16 protein-coding genes are annotated in these 20683 nt (G+C 60.1%); 5 read left to right on the forward strand and 11 right to left on the reverse strand.

Annotation, left to right across the window (positions count from 1 at the left end; all coding sequences use genetic code 11):
• Nucleotides 1-119: 119 nt before the first annotated feature.
• Nucleotides 120-2321, forward strand: coding sequence for an OsmC domain/YcaO domain-containing protein (locus AB4O23_RS16910; protein ID WP_460060054.1), 2202 nt, complete (start codon nt 120-122; stop codon nt 2319-2321).
• 67 nt (nt 2322-2388) lie between these two features.
• On the opposite strand, the gene dapA is transcribed toward AB4O23_RS16910, so the two are convergent.
• Both dapA and AB4O23_RS16920 read right to left on the reverse strand, forming a co-directional pair.
• Entirely contained in the window at nt 2389-3243 is an 855-nt protein-coding gene (dapA, locus tag AB4O23_RS16915; RefSeq protein ID WP_460150205.1) for a 4-hydroxy-tetrahydrodipicolinate synthase, read from the reverse strand.
• A gap of 282 nt (nt 3244-3525) precedes the next feature.
• On the reverse strand, nt 3526-4023 hold the full coding sequence (locus AB4O23_RS16920; protein WP_017528459.1) for a VOC family protein: 498 nt from the start codon (nt 4021-4023) through the stop codon (nt 3526-3528).
• A gap of 239 nt (nt 4024-4262) precedes the next feature.
• On the opposite strand from AB4O23_RS16920, the gene AB4O23_RS16925 reads away from it, so the two are divergent.
• Nucleotides 4263-5138 (forward strand): AraC family transcriptional regulator, encoded by an 876-nt coding sequence (locus AB4O23_RS16925; RefSeq protein WP_017528458.1) that lies wholly within the window; start codon nt 4263-4265, stop codon nt 5136-5138.
• Between the two features lie 115 nt (nt 5139-5253).
• A complete protein-coding gene (locus AB4O23_RS16930; protein ID WP_017528457.1) occupies nt 5254-5973 on the forward strand; it encodes a type 1 glutamine amidotransferase in 720 nt (239 codons plus the stop codon).
• A gap of 62 nt (nt 5974-6035) precedes the next feature.
• Here the strand turns inward: AB4O23_RS16930 and AB4O23_RS16935 are convergent, their stop codons facing one another.
• The 7 genes from AB4O23_RS16935 to AB4O23_RS16965 all read right to left on the reverse strand — a co-directional run bounded on the left by AB4O23_RS16935 (nt 6036) and on the right by AB4O23_RS16965 (nt 14351).
• The gene (locus AB4O23_RS16935; RefSeq protein ID WP_065878964.1) at nt 6036-7373 is read right to left on the reverse strand and encodes an MFS transporter; all 1338 of its coding nucleotides are present in this window, start codon (nt 7371-7373) and stop codon (nt 6036-6038) included.
• Nucleotides 7374-7460: 87 nt separating this feature from the next.
• Nucleotides 7461-8432 (reverse strand): EamA family transporter, encoded by a 972-nt coding sequence (locus AB4O23_RS16940; protein ID WP_032883464.1) that lies wholly within the window; start codon nt 8430-8432, stop codon nt 7461-7463.
• Nucleotides 8433-9019: 587 nt separating this feature from the next.
• Entirely contained in the window at nt 9020-9802 is a 783-nt protein-coding gene (locus AB4O23_RS16945; protein WP_223495731.1) for a hypothetical protein, read from the reverse strand.
• 74 nt (nt 9803-9876) lie between these two features.
• Nucleotides 9877-10605 carry a hypothetical protein gene (locus AB4O23_RS16950; protein WP_017528451.1) on the reverse strand — a complete coding sequence of 243 codons (729 nt, stop codon included), beginning with the start codon at nt 10603-10605 and terminating at the stop codon, nt 9877-9879.
• Nucleotides 10606-10770: 165 nt separating this feature from the next.
• Entirely contained in the window at nt 10771-11478 is a 708-nt protein-coding gene (locus AB4O23_RS16955; protein ID WP_223271464.1) for a hypothetical protein, read from the reverse strand.
• Between the two features lie 497 nt (nt 11479-11975).
• The gene (locus AB4O23_RS16960; RefSeq protein ID WP_460106091.1) at nt 11976-13838 is read right to left on the reverse strand and encodes a TonB-dependent siderophore receptor; all 1863 of its coding nucleotides are present in this window, start codon (nt 13836-13838) and stop codon (nt 11976-11978) included.
• A gap of 21 nt (nt 13839-13859) precedes the next feature.
• A complete protein-coding gene (locus AB4O23_RS16965) occupies nt 13860-14351 on the reverse strand; it encodes an Lrp/AsnC family transcriptional regulator (protein ID WP_017528448.1) in 492 nt (163 codons plus the stop codon).
• 121 nt (nt 14352-14472) lie between these two features.
• Between AB4O23_RS16965 and AB4O23_RS16970 the strand changes: the two genes are divergently transcribed.
• Together AB4O23_RS16970 and AB4O23_RS16975 are read left to right on the forward strand one after the other, a co-directional pair.
• Nucleotides 14473-15510, forward strand: coding sequence for a histone deacetylase family protein (locus AB4O23_RS16970; protein WP_460060062.1), 1038 nt, complete (start codon nt 14473-14475; stop codon nt 15508-15510).
• Between the two features lie 61 nt (nt 15511-15571).
• Nucleotides 15572-16978 carry an amino acid permease gene (locus AB4O23_RS16975; RefSeq protein WP_460084707.1) on the forward strand — a complete coding sequence of 469 codons (1407 nt, stop codon included), beginning with the start codon at nt 15572-15574 and terminating at the stop codon, nt 16976-16978.
• A 45-nt stretch (nt 16979-17023) separates the two neighbouring features.
• Here AB4O23_RS16975 and AB4O23_RS16980 read toward each other — a convergent pair whose 3' ends face one another.
• Nucleotides 17024-19555, reverse strand: coding sequence for an autotransporter family protein (locus AB4O23_RS16980; protein WP_368949576.1), 2532 nt, complete (start codon nt 19553-19555; stop codon nt 17024-17026).
• 281 nt (nt 19556-19836) lie between these two features.
• Entirely contained in the window at nt 19837-20598 is a 762-nt protein-coding gene (locus tag AB4O23_RS16985) for a PIG-L deacetylase family protein (protein WP_460084700.1), read from the reverse strand.
• Nucleotides 20599-20683 lie beyond the last annotated feature (85 nt).

The raw sequence follows: 20683 nt of genomic DNA on the forward strand, positions 1-20683 counted from the left end.
GCAGAAGATTAATGCACATGGGCTATTTCGCCCGCCATTGGTCAAAAGCCTGAAATCAGTCGACGAAAAACCTCATAATGGCCGCCATTTTTGTTTAGCCCGTATTCTGGTGTGCCCCCATGGAAATCAAGGTCAACTTTCTCGACAACCTCCGGCTTGAAGCCAAGTTCGATGACTTCACGGTGATTGCCGACCAACCCATTCGCTACAAGGGCGATGGTTCGGCGCCGGGGCCATTCGACTATTTCCTCGCTTCGTCGGCGTTGTGCGCGGCGTACTTTGTGAAGTTGTACTGCCAGACCCGCAATATCCCCACCGACAATATTCGCCTGTCGCAGAACAATATCGTCGACCCGGAAAACCGCTATAACCAGATCTTCAAAATCCAGGTGGAGTTGCCGGCGGATATTTCCGATAAGGACCGCCAGGGCATCCTGCGCTCCATCGACCGTTGCACCGTGAAGAAAGTGGTGCAGGCCGGGCCGGAGTTTGTGATCGAGGAAGTGGAAAACCTCGACGCCGATGCCCAGGCCTTGTTGATGCCCGGCAGTACCTCGCAAGGGGGCACGTACATTGCCGGCAAGGACCTGCCGCTGGAGCAGACCATCGCCAATATGTCGGGGATCCTCGCCGGCCTGGGGATGAAGATCGAGATCGCCTCGTGGCGCAATATCGTGCCTAACGTGTGGTCGCTGCATATTCGCGATGCGCACTCGCCGATGTGCTTCACCAACGGCAAGGGCGCGACCAAAGAGGGCGCCTTGGCGTCGGCGCTGGGCGAGTTTATCGAGCGGCTCAATTGCAACTTCTTCTATAACGACCAGTTCTGGGGTGAGGAACTGGCCAACGCGCCGTTCGTTCACTATCCGGATGAGCGCTGGTTCCAACCGGGACCCAACGACGAATTGCCCAGCGAAATCCTCGACGCCTACTGCCGCAAGGTCTACGACCGCGAAGGCGAGTTGCGCGGCTCGCACCTGTTCGACACCAACTCGGGCAACGAAGCGCGTGGCATTGTTTCGCTGCCGTTCGTGCGCCAGTCGGATGGCGAGGTGGTGTACTTCCCGTCCAACCTGATCGAAAACCTCTACCTGAGCAACGGTATGAGCGCGGGCAACACCTTGGCCGAAGCCCAGGTGCAATGCCTGTCGGAGATCTTCGAGCGGGCGGTCAAGCGCGAAATCATCGAAGGCGAATTTGCCCTGCCGGACGTGCCGGCCGAGGTGCTGGCCAAGTACCCAGGCATTGTGGCGGGCATTGAGGGCTTGCAGGCCCAGGGCTTCCCGGTACTGGTCAAGGACGCGTCGCTGGGCGGTGAATTCCCGGTGATGTGCGTGACCTTGATGAACCCGCGCACCGGCGGCGTGTTTGCCTCGTTCGGCGCTCACCCAAGCCTGGAAGTGGCGCTGGAGCGCAGCCTTACCGAACTGCTGCAAGGCCGCAGTTTCGAAGGCTTGAACGACTTGCCGCAGCCGACCTTCGAAGCCCAGGCCGTGACTGAGCCGAACAACTTCGTCGAACACTTCATCGATTCCAGCGGCGTGGTGTCGTGGCGTTTTTTCAGCGCGCAGTCGGAATATGAATTTGTCGAATGGGACTTCTCGGGCGAGGGCGAAGACTCCAACGCCCAAGAGGCCGCGACCTTGTTCGGCATTCTCGAAGGCATGGGCAAAGAAACCTATATGGCGGTGTACGAACACCTCGGCGCCACCGCCTGCCGCATCCTGGTACCGGATTACTCGGAAATCTACCCGGTGGACGATCTGATCTGGGACAACACCAACCAAGCGCTGTTCTTCCGCGCCGATATCCTCAACCTGCACAGCCTTGACGAGGATGAGCTGCAAGCGTTGGTCGAGCGCCTGATCGAAAGCGAGCTGGACGACTACACCGACATCACCACGCTGATCGGCATCGAGTTCGACGACAACACGGCGTGGGGCCAACTGACCATCCTGGAGTTGAAGCTGCTGATTTTCCTGGCCTTGAAGCAGTATGAAGAAGCCAAGGAATGCGTAGAGATGTTCCTGCAGTACAACGACAATACCGCCGAACGTGGGCTGTTCTATCAGGCGATGAACGCGGTGCTGGAGATAGAACTGGACGACGACCTGGAACGGGCGGATTACGCGGTCAACTTGCGCCGCATGTTCGGCGATGAGCGCATGGACGCAGTGATGGGGTCGGTGGACGGCAGCGTGCGGTTCTACGGCTTGACGCCGACCAGCATCAAGCTGGAAGGGCTGGACCGGCATCTGCGTTTGATCGAGAGCTACAAAAAGCTGCACAGCGCGCGGGCTCGCGTCACCTCGGCAGGCTGATGTAGGCGTTTCAACAATGTGGGAGGGCGCAAACCCCTCCCACATGGGTTCTTGGTTGCTCGCGGGGCTAGCTGAGCAGGCTGTTCAGTTGAGTCCGGGTCGCGTCGCTGGCGCTTTGCAGCGGTGCCCGCAACTCGCTGCCGATCAAGCCCTGTAACGCCAGGGCGGCCTTCACGGGGGCCGGGTTGGGTTCAATGAACAAGGTGTTGATCAGCGGCAACAATGCGAAGAACGTGGCCCGCGCTTCGACCCATTGGTTATCCCGTACTTGCTGGCACAGCGCCACGAACTCTTCGGTGCGCACATGGGCCGACGCCGCAATCGCCCCCGTGGCACCCAGGCACAGGGCGTTGAAGATCTGCACATCCTCGCCGCACAACACGTCCACTTCACCACTGGCCAACAGCGCCAGGGTATTACCCAGGTTGCCGCCACAGTCCTTGATCGCCACGATGCGCTCATGGGCGACGATGCTCAGCAAGGTGGCCTGCTCAAAGGTCGCGCCGGTGCGGTAGGGAATATCGTAGAGAATGATCGGCACGCTGGACGCATCCGCCACGGTGCGAAAGAACGCCGCAAGGCCGACCTGGGACGGGCGGATGTAACTTGGCGCCGGCACCAGCAAGCCCGCCACCGGGCGCTTGAGGATTTCGCTCTGAAACCCCAACAACTCAATCTGATTATTGCCTGCCAGGCCCATCACCACACGGTGCGCGGGCGCCACTTGCAACACCGCATCCAGCACCGCCAGTTGTTCCTCTCGGCTGAGTGCGGCAGCTTCGCCGGTGGTGGTGCACACCATGATCCCGGCCACGTGCTTTTCCAGCAGATGGCTGACCAGCCGGCGCAGGCCGATGAAGTCGATGGCGCCGTGATTGAACGGTGTGACTACGGGAACCCAGATACCTTGAAACGATGACATGCATTTTCTCCTGAGGATGGACCAGTCAAGTCACCGTCAGAAGGGCAGGGGCAATTGTGCAAGGGGGGAGGGAGTCCGCGCTCAATGTCCTGTCAGCTCATCTGACGGGACAGCGCGCCCCGGTCACATGAGCGACTGTTTCTTCGATTTGAGGGCGTGCGCCACGCAACCTTGCGCCTTGGCAACCGAGCCAATGACGTAAAGGTTAACCCACGTGGTTGCGGACATAAGCTGACACACCCTGAAGAAGGGCTCCATCTTCAGGGGATGTCAGCAAATGTGTCAAGTATGACCTGCTGAATGCCCAGCCACGGCGGCTTCGATGGCGGCAATGTCGATTTTTGTCATGGTCATCATCGCTTCAAACGCACGCCGAGCTATTTGCGGATCGGTGTGTGCCACCGCATCCGTCAACACGCGAGGCGTGATTTGCCACGACAACCCCCACTTGTCCTTGCACCAGCCGCAAGCGCTGGGCTGGCCGCCGTTGTCGATAATGGCGTTCCAGTATCGATCCGTTTCGGCCTGATCATCGGTGGCGATCTGGAACGAGAACGCCTCGCTATGGGTAAACATCGGGCCGCCGTTCAAGCCGATGCAAGGGATGCCCAGTACGGTGAATTCGACGGTCAGTACGTCGCCTCGTTTGCCGGACGGGAAATCACTCGGCGCCCGGCGTACGGCGTTCACCGCGCTGTCGGGGAAGGTCTTGGCGTAAAAGTTGGCAGCCTCCTCGGCGGTGCCGTTGTACCAGAGGCAGAGGGTGTTTTTAGCAGTCATGTTGGCTCTCCACGGAGTGAGTGGTCCCAGGAGTCTAGTTTTTTTCAGGTCCTTCGTGGCATCAAGTGGCGTGAGGCGGCTGGACAATGCGCGCGTTGGCTCTGCAAGCGACTTCGCGTTGAAACCACAGGCATAACCCCGCGTAAATGCCGGGCGTCCATTTGAGCAAACACGGCTAGGCGCGGGTCGATGCAATCGCCCAAGCTAGTGCCTGGCGTATATCCAGGAGCCTTTATCCAGTGTCTGACTTGCCGAGCAATGCCGCCTACAGCAAACGTTTCGATGCGGTACTCGCCTTTATCGAAGCGAACCTTGAAGGCGACCTGTGCGTGAAGACGTTGAGCCGTGTGGCGAATTTTTCGACGTTTCACTTTCACCGGCAATTCACCGCGTTCGTGGGCGTGCCGGTTTCACGTTATGTGCAACTGATGCGACTACGGCGCGCGGCGCACGGCTTGTCTTCCAGGGCTGATTATTCGGTGCTGGACGCCGCCGTTGGGGCGGGCTTCGAAAGCCCCGAAGCGTTTTCCAGAGCATTCAGGCGGGCGTTCGGTATGGCGCCGAGCGCCTTTCGAAAACGACCGGATTGGCACGTGTGGAACGCGGTATTCGCCATCCCTCATTTTTCCAGGAGCGTTGTCATGCAGGTAAGAATTGTAGAGTTTCAAGCCGTCAGGGTTGCCGTCCTCGAGCACTGCGGTGCGCCAGCGCGGGTGAGTGAAAGCGTGGGTCAATTTATCCAGTGGCGCCTGCACAGTGGACAGTCGCCGGTGGCATCCAGTCGCAGTTTTGGTATTGCGTTCGGTAACCCTGATACGACCCCGGCCGATGAGTTCCGGTTTGCGATCTGCGGCGAAGTGCGCGAGGCGGTAAGCGCGAATGAGTTTGGCGTGACTGAGCGCGTTATCCCCGGCGGGCGTTGCGTCGTGGTGCGGCATACGGGCTCGCCGGATCACATCGCAGAATCGATTTATCCGATCTATCGCGATTGGCTACCCGGCAGTGGCGAGGAGCTTCGCGACCACCCGCTGTTCTTCGATTACCTGAGTGTTTTCCCCGAGACACCGCAGGATCAGTGGCAGACCGATATTTACGTGCCGTTGCAATCGCTTTGAGCTTGTAAATGACACAATGTGTCATTAGTATGCGCCTTGTGTCTTTCCGGGCTGGTCGGATAAGGCATTGACCCCTGGTAGCCGTGCGGCCTGCGCTCATTTTAAAGGTGAAGAATTGAACGTCCATTTTCTGGTGCATGAGTCTTACGAAGCCCCCGGTGCATTTGAAGGCTGGGTAACCGCTCGCGGTTATCAAGCGACGTATTCGCGCGTCTACCTGAATGAAGCGCTGCCGGCCGATGCGGGCTCATTCGACCTGTTGGTGGTGCTGGGTGGCCCACAAGACCCGGCGACTACGCCCGCACAATGCGCGCATTTCGACGCCGCGGCCGAGTGTCAGCTCATTCACACCGCCATTTTGTCGCGACGCGCTGTGGTTGGGGTTTGCCTGGGGTCGCAATTGATAGGCGAGGCATTGGGGGCCGCTTTCGACCACAGCCCCGAGAAGGAAATCGGCAAATTTGCGATTTCCCTGACCGCTGAGGGGTTGGCTAATCCAAAGTTTTCGCACTTTGGAAGCACCTTGGACGTCGGCCATTGGCACAACGACATGCCAGGGCTTACCCCGGATGCCAAAGTCATTGCCCACAGCGAGGGTTGCCCGCGTCAGATCGTCGAATACACGCCTTTGGTGTATGGCTTTCAATGCCATATGGAACTCACCAGAGACGTCGTGGAATTGTTGATCCAGGCCTCTGAAGCGCAATTGCGAACGCTCACCGACCACCGCTTTGTTCAGCAGCCCGCCGAGTTGCGAGATAACGATTACGCTGAAATGAACCAGAAGCTGTTTGTGTTTTTGGACAAGCTGGTCGCCGATTACCAGGCAGGATGAAACCAGGGGTAGGCCGCGCAGTCTCGCCGGTGTTCGACATCGTTGAGCGGCAACGCGCGAACCTAACGCGAGGGCAACGGCGCTGCGCCTTTTTCCTCCGAGCCCACGTCATGCAGGGAAATTCTCGACGTCTCCGGCAACGCCAACCCGCCGGCCAGCGCCAGCAACGCCACCGCGATCAGATAAAACGCCGGTGACAGGTTGCTGCCCGTGGTGCTGATCAACCAGGTCGCCATCAGCGGCGCGGTGCCGCCGAAGATCGTATAGGCCATGTTGTAGGTGATCGCCGAGGCGGTATATCGCGTACGGGTGGGGAAAGTTTCCGACAGCAACGCCGCCGTGACCACCCCACATAACACCGCACCCACCGCCAGCAACATCACGCCGACGACCGACGCCGCGAACGAACCGGAACTGGCCATCAAGAACGAGGGGTACACCACCACCATCAACAATACACACGCTGTCATCACCGTGACCCGACGCCCCACTCGGTCCGAATACAGCCCGGCCAGCGGGCAAATGGCCGCTGCGAAAATCAGGGCAATCAGCGACACCAGCAACGCAACCGCCCGACTCAGCCCGCCCGCCACTTGCAGGTACGTCGCGAAGTAGGTGGTGAACATATAAAACGACAGCGCCGTCAGCGATACAAAAGCGCCCAGGCAGCAGATCGCCGCAGCATGGTGACGCAGGGTGTCCTTGAGCGGCGAATGGGCGACCGCGTGTTCCTGTTTCACGGCCTGGAAGGCGGGCGTCTCATCCAGTTTCCAACGCAGGTAAAGCCCCACCAGACCCAACGGTGCGGCGATCAGGAACGGCAGGCGCCAGCCCCAACTGCCCATCGCTTCGCCAGACAATGACGCTTCAAGGGCATACGCCACCACTGCTGCGGCGGCGAAGGCCGAGAACGTCGACACCGGCACGAAGCTGCCGTACCAGGCGCGTTTGTCGCTGGGCGCGTGCTCCATCAGATAGGCACAGGCCCCGGCGTATTCGCCCCCGGCCGAGAAGCCCTGAGCGCAGCGGATCAGCGACAACAGAATCGGCGCCGTGACACCGATGGCAGCGTAGGTGGGGAGCAGGCCGATCAAGGTTGTGGCGCCGGCCATCAGCAGGATCGTCATGGCCAGGGTGCGCTTGCGGCCAATGCGGTCGCCGAGCATGCCGAAAAAAATCCCGCCCAGGGGTCGAAAGGCGAAGGCCACGGCAAATACCGCGAAGGTCTTGAGCAGCGCCGCGCTGGCATCGCCGCTGGGGAAGAACTGCTGGGCGATGGTGGTGGCGAGGAAACCGTAGACGGCGAAGTCAAACCATTCGACGAAGTTACCGATGCCGGCGGCGATGATCACCTTTCGCAAGGTTTGGGGGCTGACCTGTTCGGTGGAAGGGCTCGTCATGGGGGAACGCCTCGGGATGCGCCAATAGAGCGCTGATTATCCGAGGCGGCGCTCAGGTGGCGACGTTCAAAAGAGGCCTCTGCATAGTCAGCAGCGACCTGATGGGCTCGATCCAGGCAAGACCTGCGCCTTGACGGGCGGGCGGGGCGACGTGCGATAAGTCAGCAGCACGATGGCCGTCACCACAATGACACCCCCCAGCATCTGCCCGACGCTGAGCAGTTGGTCGAGCACGATCCAGCCCATCAGCAGCGTCGCCAGCGGCTCAATGTTCATGACCGGCGCGTTTCGCGGCATATCCAGGCGAGGTACCGACATGAACAACACGATAAAGGCGGTGCCATACAGCACCACCAACGTGGCCAGCGCCAGCCAGCCGGTCGCGGTTGCCGGCGTGTCGAGGCCGCCGGGCAGGGCGCCACTCAGGCCCGCAAAGTTGACGCTGGCGAACACGATGAAGATCGTCAGCAGGCTGCGCACGGAACCGCGTACCTGGGACAACTTGTGGTCGGTGATCCACAGCGCGCAGGCAAATACCCAGGCGGCGCAGAAGGCCAGGGCGACGCCGACCAGCCATTGCGGGCCATTGCCGGCCTCGCTCGACAGGCGCCCGGGCACGTCCAGTACAAACACCAGCCCCACCAGGATCAACCCCATCAGCAACGCAGTGCGAGCAGTGGGGCGCGGGCCACCCAATGCCCAGGTAAGCAGTGCCAGCAACATCGGAAACACGTTGGCTACCAGCAACGCCAGCGCGACCGGTATACGGGCTACGGCGGAATACAGGCACAGGCTTTGAGTGGCGATGAGCAGGCCCAACAGCACTTGCCAACGCCAGGCACCCGGCGGCAGGCGCAGACTTTGGCGTTGCCACAGCACCCACCCGGCCAGCACCAACAACGTGCCGCCGGAGCGCAGCAAAATCGCCAGCAGCACACCGGCGCCATCGTCAAAGGCAACGCGCGCAGCGACATGATTGCCGGCGAAGGCGCAGCCCATGCAGAGCAGAATCAATACCGCGATAGGTCGGGAGAAGAGAGCGGGGGCAGGGGGTGTCATGATTAGAACTCGGGCAATGGCGCCATTGTCGAGAATGGCTATTTATTGTTAGGTTGTCGTACGACTTGAGGGGCTTTTTTAGCGCGTTTGGAGGGCAGGGGCAAGGAGGAATTTTAGAGTGCGGCCTTAATGCTGGGCATTTTCGGCTTTTTTTGCTGGGTTTTATGCGTGGTTTGTTTGGCGGGGATAGATAAGGCTGAGCCAGTTCTGTCCTAGAGGTCGTACGACTTCAAGAACTGGCTCTTACCGCGTGGCTAGACCTCCTTGAACCTCGCCATCTGGATTCCGGGTGCGCCCTGGGCAATGCAGATGACCGAGATCTGTGGTCGATTCCCGTCTCTGAGGAGGTAACGATCATTCACCGTAGGCCCGGTCAGGGGAAGGCAGTTTGGAACATCCCAAAGAAGCGTGCCTGCACTTACGTAAGGCCCGCCGTTGGCAACGACTGTGTTGGTCGCTGAGCTATACACTTGCGTCATAGTGGTATCCATCCCTTTTGCGTTATTAAGAAGCGGGGCCCAGTGCCGAACCCACCGTTGCAGGCTATGACGGGCGGTCGAATGTCGGTAAGTATCGTTACCGTAACGCTACTTGGGATAAGGGCCCGGGGAGAACGCATTGATGGACGTATCAAAGTGAATGCCAGCCTGATTCTGTGCATCGAACGGTACTTGCAGGTATCGACTGAGTTGGAACGTTGAGCTCACGCCAACCGAGGCGTAGGAATACGATGAGTAAGCGAATAGAGGGGTGAATACGCTGGTCGGCAACACACTGCCGCTACTGATATCGCTGCCTACCAACGCCCATACAACCGCTGTTGGCTGTGAAATATAGCGAGTCTGAAAGCGGTTCAGCGTGAAGAGGTTGAGCGCTGACGGCGTGTCGGGTTTGCCGGATGCGCTGTCGTAAATATAGAGCGCCAACCCCGTGATCAACGCCTGCGAGTCGGGGGGAGCATCGTAGTAGATACCGATACTGCCGTCCTTGCCTTTGCCGTTTCCATTAATTTGCACGCCGTTGAAGACATAGCTGTTGCCATAGGCGACGGGGCTTGTCATGCCCATATTAATCACCTCGACAGAGGCGACGGTGCCATTGGCTATATAAAGGTTGGCGTCCTGTTCAATCACCAGGTTCATCGAGTCGCCGATGGGGGGCGGTAAAGTGATCGCAATGACGGTGTTATTCGCCTCGGAGGCCGGGTTGGGCACGGCGATGACAATCGATTGATTATTGGCATTCAAAAACCTCCTCGCATCGGTATCCAGGTAGAGGGTGAGCTGTAATGTCCCCGCCTGGCTAATGAGGGCAAACAAGCCTGCTGCAACGCCTGCGCATAACCGAAGCCACGGCTTGTATCGAGCCACGGGACACCTCTACAGGAATAAAAAACCCGTTTGCGCTGAAACGCAAACGGGCGATACCCAGTCATTAATCCCGATCAGCCGCCCGAGTTAATAATGGTGCCAATGGTCGACCCTGAGCTGACCGGAGACACCGACGGCGTCCCGGCCAGGTTGGTAATGGTGTAAGTGCTCGCCAACACTTGCAGATCGTATTCGATGGTACTGGCGGAAAAAGAGAAGGTGCAGCCCGGCGCCGAGACTACGGCCTGTACGTTACCCGACTGCAGGTTTTGCTGTGCGGCTACCAGCAGGATGTTTTCCAGTGGTTTCATCACGATCGAGCCCTGAGGGTTCAACGTGAAGGCACAGAACGGCAGGTATTGGGTGCCCGAGGGAGTGGTCACGAGGCCCGCAAGGCCCACCGTCAGGGGCGGGGTACCCGAAGGGCGATTATTGAACAGCCCCAGGCTGTCGGCGGGCACGCTGGCGACGCCGCCAGAAACGAAGGTGCCGTCCTGATTGAAGGTTTGCGCACTGCCAAGTGGCAACGCGGTGGAGATCGACTGCATTTGAATCGTCGTATCGGCCGCGATGTTACCTTGGGTGGTGACGTACAGCTTGTACATAGGCTGGTAGTCGATATCGACTAACCCGAACATAGTGCCGAACGGTACAGCGAACCACGTCGGTACACCCGTGGTGAGTTGGTTAGGACCTACTGCGCCCTTATAGGCCAACAGGTTGTAACCCTGGGTCTGCAACTCCTTGAGTACGGCCTTTTGATCGGCTGAGTTGAAGTCAAACTCTATCGTGAACGTCGTCATTTTTTCACCGTTAATCCCTAACGCATTAAAGTTTGTCAGCCGCTTGATCCGCGCGACTGTTTAGTTGAATCACCGGACTGTTTTGCGCATCCCGGTGATTCAATTCGCAGGTTAGGGAGAGGTGTCAGCAAGGGTAAGTATCGTTACCGTAACAATGCGTCGCCGTTAAGTGGCCACGGCGCGCCCTGGTGTTACACCGCCGTCTACCGCAAGAAAACCCTGGAGGGCATGACAGATTGACGACGCCAGTTCCTGTTGATGGGCGATCGCGGTGTAGGCCGCGCGATTGAATTGTTCCGACCAGGCCACATAGCCGGTTGTCACGTCGATCAAACGCACGGACGTTCTAACGCGCTCTGAATCAACATGAACGCTGCCTTCCAGGCGGTGACCAATGCCCTCATGCGCAAACGCGGCAATGGTTTTATCGGGCGCGTAAAGGGTGCGAGTGCCTGCATAATCGACGATTATTTTTCGTCCCAGGTTTTTGTATAAGTGGTGGGTCAATTCTTCGTGCAGCCCTTCGGTAAAACAGAGCCAGCCTGCGTTTGAAGAAAGACATTTGAAGGGGCAGATACAAAACACACTGGCGGTTTGAGCGCCGTCGAGATTGATCGAGCAGCGCTGGAAAGTCGGCATGTAACACCCCAGGGGAATCACTATTCTCAACTTCGCGTCTGCACCGTAAGTGGCATAGTAATTCTTCAATTTCGCCCTTAAGCGGCCCACTTGAACGCGAACCACCGGGTCGTCCCCCGTGCTGTACGAAACCGGGTTTCGGTCAAATACACCGATGCCAATGGCGTATTCACTGGTATCCCGCACGGACTCCCGAATCGCCTGTTCAACCAGGTAAGTCAGCAAGCGACTCATACGTGGGGAGTGCTTGAATATATCACTGGATAACAATATGTCTCTGGCGGACCTGATATCACATGGTTCAACAAGGTCGCGACCCAAATACGTGAGACGTGTATCAGTCATAGCAAAATTTCCTCTGCGTCCGTTCATAGAAAAAGTGCTTGCATGCTAAATGACTGAGTTCGATACGCTCCTGCGCAGCCTGGTATTTGCCAATTAGCATGGTTCACAACGGCTGCCCATTGCGCTCGAATCAAAACGTTTTTGTGAATGTCTATCGCCGTCAAACTGCTTTCAACTTGCTCCGGTAGTCTAGTCCCTAATCGACCGCTGCCTAAGTATCTTTACCGTAGCGCGCTCCAGGTTCGCCGCCGGCTACTCACGGGCGAAGCTGTCGAGGTTCAGCGGGGCTGTGCAGCCCCGCGCGGGACACGCCCGCTCACCCCAACAGCCCATTGGCCCTGGATTTTTCGCTCAGCGAAAGTTGGGTAGATACCTATGCCTATCGGTCAGAACGTGTACTTGGCCGTCAGCATCATGTTGCGTGGGTTGCCGTAGGCGTCGCCGCCGTAGTCCGCGGAGTTGGCGATGGTGGAGTAGTAGCGGCGGTCGAAAATGTTGTTGGCGTTGAGTTGCAGGTCTATGTGTTCGTTGACCTTGTAGCCGGCCATCAGGTCGGTGACGGCGTAGGCGCCCTGTTGCAGGCGGTAGCTGCTGCCATTCGCCAGTGCGATGTCGTTGTACATGCGGCTCTGCCAGGAGATGTTGCCGCCCACGCGGAATTTTTCCAGCGGGCCCTGAAGGTTGTAGCGGGTGGTCAGTTTGAACAGGTGCTCCGGTGTGTCGGTGTCGAACTGCTGGTTAACCTTTTGCGGGTTGGCGTCATCTTTGATGGTATGGGTTCGCGCGTAGGTGTAGCCACCGCCGACCTGCCAGTTGTCGGTCAGCGCGCCTTGCAGTTCGAAGTCGATACCCTGGCTGCGGATCTCGCCGGAGGCTTCGTAGCACTCGGTCTGTGGGCAGTTTTGCACGGTCACTTTGGTGGCGCGGTTTTGCTGGTCGACACGGAACAGCGCCACGCTCGCATTCAGCGCGCCACCGAGGTATTCGCCTTTGATGCCGACCTCGTAGTTCTTGCCGACAATCGGCTTGACCGGCGTACCGGCGGTGTCCTTGGCACTCTGCGGGGTAAAGATATCGCTGTAGCTGACGTACACCGAATGTTGGTCGTCCAGCTCGTAGATCAGGCCCGCGTAGCGCGTGAGGTTGCGGGTGACCTTGTAGTCGCTGGCGTTGCTGCCATGGGCGTCGTAGTCATACCAGTCCAGGCGCCCGCCGAGGATCAGCTTCAGCGGGTCGGCCAGGCTCAGGCGCGTGGTGAGGTAGAAACCGTCCTGGGTGGTGATTTCACGGGTGTCGGTGGTATGGAGAAAGTCCGGTTTGCCGGCTGTCAGCGGCCAGTAGCTGTCATACGGGCTGTAGTCATGGGTGGTCATGTCGTAGATGCGCCGGCTGGCGCCCACCACCAGTTCATGGGTGCGCCCGAACGCCTGGAACGGGCCGCTGGCAAAGGCATCGACGCCGGCCTGGTTTTCATCGTAGGCAGCCTGGTAGACCGTGCGCGCCAGCGTCTTGTCGGCGGCCCAGCGCAATTGGTAAGAGCCGGAGAACAGCGCATTCTGTTCGGCGTAGTTGGCGTTGATTTGCAGCTTCCAGTCATTGGCCAGTTGCTGGCGCAGTTCGGCGAAGACGGTGTTGATTTCCTGGTCTTTGTTCTCCCAATCGGTGCCTGGGTTGTAGGCGCGCGGCAGGTCCAAATGATGGCCGTCCCGACCGATCATGGAGGCGCCCCAGAAATAGTTGGTTTTGTCCTTTTGGTTCGAATAGCCGAGGGTCAGGGTGGTGTCCTCGCTCAAGTCGGCCTCGGTGACGGCGTAGAACAGGCCGTGATACTCCTCGGCGTGATCGATAAAGCTGTTGGCGTCGCGGTACGAGGTGACAACCCGGCCACGCCAGGTGCCGCTGTCATTGAGCGGGCTGGAGGCGTCGAGTTCGCCACGGTAGTCGTCCCAGCTGCCGGCGGCCCCGGTTAGGGTGACTTTCTGTTCATCCAGCGGGCGTTTGCGGATCAGGTTGATGGCCGCCGAAGGGTTGCCCGCGCCGGTCACCAAGCCGGTTGCGCCGCGCACGACTTCGACGCGATCGAACATCGCCAGGTTCGGCTGGGCGCCGACCGATGCGCCTTTGTAACCGCTGGGGATGCCGTCATACATGAGGTTGTCGATGTCGAAACCGCGTGCGGTATAGGACTGGCGGCCAGGACCATTGGAATAGTTAAATTTTTCACGCCCATTCGGCAGGCTTTTTGCCACTACCTGCCGAAATTGGCCGCTTCAATCGCGCTGTGGAATCGCCACCCGACTCGTCGCTTTCACCTCGCGCAACGCCAGGCTCGACTGGATCGACGCAATCCCCAACTGGCGCCTCAGCACGCTCTCGACAAACTCGCTGTAGCTGTCCAGGTCCTCGGCCAGCACTTGCAACAGGTAATCCGCATCGCCGGTGATTTTGTGGCACGACAGCACCTGGGGCAGGTCCCGGACCACGGCTTCAAAGGCATCCGGCGCGTGATCGGTGTGGATGGCAAAGCGCACATGCACAAACGCCATGATGTCCAGCCCGAGCATCTTGCGGTCCAGGTTGGCCTGGTAGTCCTTGATCACGCCTTCTTCCTCCAGGCGTTTGCGCCGACGCCAGCAGGGCGTGAGGCTCAGGGCCAGGCGCTCGCTCAGTTGGGCGTTGGAAATACTCGCATCCTCCTGCAACAGGGCGAGGATGGCGAGATCGGTGTCGTCAAGAGCGACCTGTTTGGTTTTATTTTTCATAAATGGCTGTCATAAGGGTAAAAACACCCGATAAAACTACCAGCGCCGGAAGTAAAAGCAAAGAAAGCCCCGCATCCCCAGAACAAAATGGAGCCTGTCTTTTACTGGCGGATGTACACACATGCTGACTGTTTTTAGCGATGCCCACCGTTTGCACCATGGCACCGAATTGAAAGATGGCGTGCTCAAGCCTTCGTTCGAACAACCGAGCCGCGCCGACACTGTTCGTGACCGCGTGCGGCATGTGGGGTTGGGCGACATCATCGTGCCGCGCACGTTTGACCGCGCCTGTTACGTCAATGCCCACAGCGAACGCTATGTGGCGTTCCTTGAAACCGCGTGGGCCGAGTGGACGGCCATCGGCCGCAGCCATGACGCGCTGCCGCTGGTATGGCCGGTACGCGACCTGGCCAACCAACACGTGCCGGATTTCATCGACGGCAAATTGGGCTTCTTTGCCATGGATGCCGGTTCACCGATCACCGCCACCACCTGGAATGCGGTCAAGACCAGCGCAGACATCGCGCTCACCGGCCTGGCCCTGATCGACGAAGGCCACCACAGCGCCTTCGCCCTGTGCCGCCCGCCCGGCCACCATGCGGCGCGCGAATACATGGGTGGTTATTGCTACCTCAACAACGCCGCGATTGCCGCGCAACAGGCCATTACCCAGGGCGCCCGGCGCGTCGCGGTACTGGATGTGGATTTCCACCACGGCAACGGCACGCAGAACATTTTCTACGACCGCCCGGACGTGCTGTTCATCTCCCTGCATGGCGACCCGTCGGTGTCCTACCCCTATTTTTCTGGCGCACGCGCTGAGCGCGGCAGCGGAGCCGGGGAGGGTTTCAACCTGAATTATCCGCTACCCAAAAACACCGCCTGGGGCCACTACCAAACCGCCCTGGCCGATGCGTGCCGGCAATTAATCGCCTTTGCCCCTGAAGTGCTGGTGATCTCCCTGGGCGTGGACACCTTCAAGGACGACCCCATCAGCCACTTCCTGCTCGACAGCGAGGACTTCATCGGCATGGGCCAGATCATCGCCGGTGTGGGTGTGCCGACGCTGTTTGTAATGGAAGGCGGCTACATGGTCGATGAGATCGGCATCAACGCCGTCAACGTGCTGCACGGTTTCGAAAGTAAAACCGCCGGATAACAACAAACGCTCCACCGCCTTTTTTCTGCCAAAACTCAAAAACATAACAAGAGGTTTTGTGATGAAAACAACCACGCCCGGGCTTTGCGAAAAGCCTGCGTTGCAACGCACCCTGAGCAACCGCCATATCCAACTGATGGCCATGGGCGGTGCGATCGGCACCGGCCTGTTCATGGGCTCCGGCAAGATCATCGCGCTGTCGGGTACTTCGATCATCCTGATCTACATGATCATCGGGCTGTTCGTGTACTTCGTGATGCGCGCCATGGGTGAGCTGCTGCTCTCCAACCTGAATTTCAAGAGTTTCGCCGACTTTGCCGGCGCCTACCTGGGGCCGCGTGCGGCGTTCTTCCTCGGCTGGTCGTATTGGCTGAGCTGGAGTGTGGCAGTGGTGGGGGATGCGGTGGTGGTGGGCGGGTTTTTCCAGTACTGGTTTCCCGACGTGCCGGCCTGGATGCCCGCCATGGGCATGTTGCTGACGCTGTTCGCATTGAACGTGCTGACGGTCCGGTTGTTCGGTGAGGTGGAATTCTGGTTCGCGATCATCAAGATCGTGGCCGTGGTAACTCTGATCAGCGTGAGTGCAGTGCTGATCGCCAGCTCGTTTGTTTCGCCCACCGGTGTCACCGCGTCCCTGGCTCACTTGCTGGACAAACAGGCAGCGTTCCCCAACGGCCTGTTCGGGTTTTTCGCCGGGTTCCAGATGGCGATATTCTCGTTCGCCGGCACCGAGCTGATCGGCACCGCCGCCGCCGAAACCCGTGCGCCCGAGAAGACCTTGCCCAAGGCGATCAACTCGATCCCGTTGCGCATCATTCTGTTCTACGTGCTGGCCTTGGCGTGCATCATCGCGGTGACGTCGTGGCAGCAGGTGTCGCCGAGCAAAAGCCCGTTCGTGGAGTTGTTTCTGGTGGCAGGGTTCCCGACCGCGGCGGGCATCGTCAATTTCGTGGTGCTGACCTCGGCGGCATCGTCGGCCAACAGCGGGGTGTTTTCCGCCAGCCGCATGCTGTTCGGCCTGGCCGACTTGGGGGATGCACCGGGGATTTTCCGGCGCCTGTCGCGCAGCAGCGTGCCGTTTATCAGCCTGGCGTTTACCACCCTGTTGATGGTGCTCGGCCTGGTGTTGCTGTTCGTGGTGCCGGAGGTGATGACCGCCTTCACTATCGTGTCGACGGTGTCGGCGATCCTGGTGATTTTTACCTGGTCGACCATCCTGGCGTCCTACATCGCTTACCGCAAAAAACGCCCGGACCTGCATGCCAGCTCCGTCTACAAAATGCCCGGCGGTGTGCCGATGGCCTGGTTCAGCCTGGCATTCCTCGCCTTTGTGCTGTGCCTGCTGGCGTTGCGCCCGGATACGCGCCTGGCGCTGTGCGTGATGCCGGTGTGGTTTGCCTGGCTGGCGATTGCCTTCCAGTTTTCACGGTTCAAGGCTGTCGGCGTGGCCAACCCCGGTCACCGGTGATGGGCGTCAGTGACTGGCGTGGCGAAGGGCGCGGGCGTTTGCTGATCAGAACGCCATGCGCAAGCCGAGGGTGCCTTGGCGGCCATTGTCGGCTTGGCTGTCGAGGTTGCGCCTGTACCCGGCTTCGCCATAAATGCTCAGGTGTTCAGCGACCTTCAATGTGGCACCGACACTCACATCGAGGGTGCTGGCCTGCTGTTCTGTATCAATAGCGGTGTGCCCCTCAAACGTGGCGGTGTTTTGCCCGGCGCGGCTGTGCCACACATTCGCCCGCGCGTACGGCTGAAACGGCAGGCTACGCCATTGATAGTCGCCACGCAGGCGTACGCCAAGGCGTGTCGTGAGCGTGGTGTCGGCCTCGTACGACACGCGCGAAATGCCGTCGTTCTGGCTGTCGAGGCGGGTTTTGCCGACGATCACTTGTGCCTGAGGCTCCACCACCCACTGGCGGGTCACCGGCAACGGCCAGCCAATTTCAGCGGACGCCGTGAGGTTATGACCGCGGGTTTTCATCTTCACCCCACGGTTCGACTCGTTGTTGCCGTTGAAGCGCGTCCCCATCAACACCAGGTCGAGGTAAGCCTGGTTGGCGCCGATCAACGTCCAATAAACCCCCAGGCTGTCGCCGCGCAAGGTGGTCTTGCCGGCGTCCTTGTCCTGCCAGCCACCGTTGAAGCCTTTGACATTGCCTTTGAGCGTGCTGTGGCCAACGAAGAACCCGCTGCGTTGCACATGACCGTTTGCAGTGGTGCCGGCATACAGATCACTGCCCACTTGGAAGCCGAACAGCGAACGGTCGAGCGTCGGGCTGACCGTGCCGGCAAAGCTCTGGCGCGCGCTGCTGCCATAGACCCGCCCCCAACCGGCCTGGAATGCACCACTTTGCCGTTGTTGGCTCTGGTCGCCCATGCGTTCGTGGAAGGTGCCGAGCATGCCACGCACCATCTGCTCGGTGGCGGGGAACAGGGCGGCGTAAATCGACACTTCCGGCCGGTAAAACGGCGTCGGCGCGCCCCCCGTGCTGGCCGGCAGCGGCGGGGTGCCTGGCGCGGGGACGACTTGCGGGGCCGCCGGCAGGGTCGAACGCAGGTAGAAGTTATCGGCGGTGCCGGGCGTTACGCCGCCCTGGAACAGATGATATTCATACGCACCGGCCGACAAGGGTGCCGCAAGGCTGAAGGCCGTGGCGCTGCTGGTGGCACCGTTGAGCGCCTGCACCACCTGGATGCCATCCTGCAACGTGGCGGCGCCGGCGCCGCCTGCGTTGATCACATTCAGGCGGGTGGTGCCGTCGAGGCTGCCCTGGCTCACCACCAATCTATCGCTGGGCGAGCCGTCGCCGTCGAGCCGGCTGTTGAGCGCGAGCCGCCCGCCATTGCCGGTGTAATTTCCGTTGATCGTCAGGGTATCGCCAGTGCCCGCATTGGCGGCAGCCATGTTGATAAGGCCACTGTTGTTGACGTTAACCCGCTGGCCGGGTGTAAACGCTTCGATTACGCCGGTAGCGGCCTGCAGCTCACTCGTACTGTCGAGGTTCAGCGTACCGGTGCCGGACGCGCTATCGCCCAGCTTGAGCGTGCCGCCCAGAGACAGTTGCGCGCCGTTGCGCATGTCAATGGTTTCCCAGTTGGGCAACACGGCCGGGTCGCCGGCTTGGGTGTTGTCCAGGGTCAGCGTGTCATTGCCCAGGCCGCCGTCAACCCACTGTGCCGCAGCCAGTTGGGCACGCGTCAGGTTGTGCAACGACGCGGTGTCGTCACCCGGCCCTGCCATCACCGGGGCGTGGAGGTTGCCACCCGTCCAGGTGAACCGGTCATTGCCGAAGCTGAGCAACACTTGGCCCTTGACCTCACCCCCGGAGACGGTCACACGGTCGTCGCCGCCGCTGACGCTGATATTGCCGCCAATAACGCTGGTGCCCGACACCTCGATGGTGTCTTTGCCGAACCCGGTCACCAGGTTGCCGACAATGGTGCCTGCGCTCATCTTGAACACGTTGTCATCGAGCTTCATATCAACCCGCCCGATGGTGCCCCCGGTCATAGTCCCATGGTCACCGTCTTCAAAAGCCCCGGTGATGGTGCCGCCGCTGATCTCAAATTCGTCCAGGCCGTCTCCCTGGGCGAGTGAGGCGATGGTGCCGTCAGTCATGACAAAACGGTCCTGGCCCGAACCCTGGACCATCGCGCCGGCCTGGCCGCCGCTCACCTCTATCACGTCTTTGCCGTCGCCCTGATGCACCTCCCCCGTGATGCTGCCCAGGTCCAGCCGAAAGAAATTGTTGCCGTGGCCCTGGTCGAGGTTGCCATCGATGCCCGCATTCGGGCCGTTCACGTTGACCCTGTCGTTGCCGTCGCCATAGCTCACGTTGCCGGCGATCCGACCCGTCGCGGTGAGCGTCAAGGTGTTGTTGCCGCCGGTATCGGTAAAGCCCGGCGCCGTGGCGCTGTCGCAGTTGGATATGTCATCGCCGGCGGTGTTGTTGACGCTGCACGCCCCCCGCGAGGCTAATGGCCACGTCGCCAATGCAAGCGTCAACGCAATACCCAGGTACAACGAAAGTGTCCGTGTGCGCATGATCCGTCCTCAATCGAGGTGAATAGTGCCCCAGCGCCTGCAAAGGCAGGTGCGGGCCAGACCATGACAACGTCACGCGCGATACGGAACAGGGACTGCGGGTTACCTTTCGAAAACACCGGCCAATGCAAGGGGTTGGCATGGCTTTCTCGACTGCACCTTACCTGTGCAGCACTTTTTGCACCTTAGCCACACATCAAGCAGCGGGCTACTGTCAGAACTTACAGGTCTAGACGAGTGGCGGGCTGACGGGAGCCGCTCGGGGAACTCCCGCCTACCGTCTACAAAAACACGATCTCATAGGGCTCGCGCATGCGCTCAAGCAGCACCTGCGCCAATATCGGCGGCAGGCCGATCTCGGGGTCGCCCATCAGTTGGCTGGCGTAGGCGTGGGCGGCGTGGAGCTTGCGTGCCACGGCCCAGCTGTTCAAGCGCACTTTGCGTGCACGGTGCCAGGGGATCGCCGCGCTTTCGCGGGCGGGCCAATGCCAGGCCCGGATCGGTAATTCATAGAGCTGCGCGCCCACCTGGCTGCACGCCTGGGCACTGGCGCGGCCAACGGCATCGTGGTCGGCGTTGCCGTCATCGCGCCAGGTGGTAAACACCACGTCGCCCGGTTGCAGGTAACGCGCGATAAACGGGCTCAGTTGCGCTTCGCGGGCCGCCAGGGCGTTGTCACAAAAACCGCCACGTATCCACTTCAAGCTGTGCAACGGCATGCCCAGGCGGCGCAGCGCTTCGGCGCTTTCCTGGGGGCGCACCACGCTCAAACGGCTGACCGGCCACACCTGGGAACCAGGGTGGCTGGCGCTGCCATCGGTGATGGAGATCAACTTCAAGGGGTGTTCCAGGGTGCTGAGCAATTGCAGCAGACCGCCGCAGGCCAGCACTTCATCACCGGGGTGAGGCGCGATGACCACCACGCGTGCGCCGGCGGGCACCAGCGAGGCAGTGGCGATCGGCGGGATTTGCGCCAGTTGCGGCGCGCTGTTCCAGATTTGTGCGGGGCCGCGACGGCCTTCGCTTAAGTAGGCAGGCTTCATGGTGTTACATCCTTGTCGATTGATGCCGGGTCGTGCCCCGTTGACGGGACGACACTCTTTTATTCACCACAGACTCCGCCGTGGT

The sequence above is a fragment of the Pseudomonas sp. H2_A10 genome, assembly GCF_054680085.1.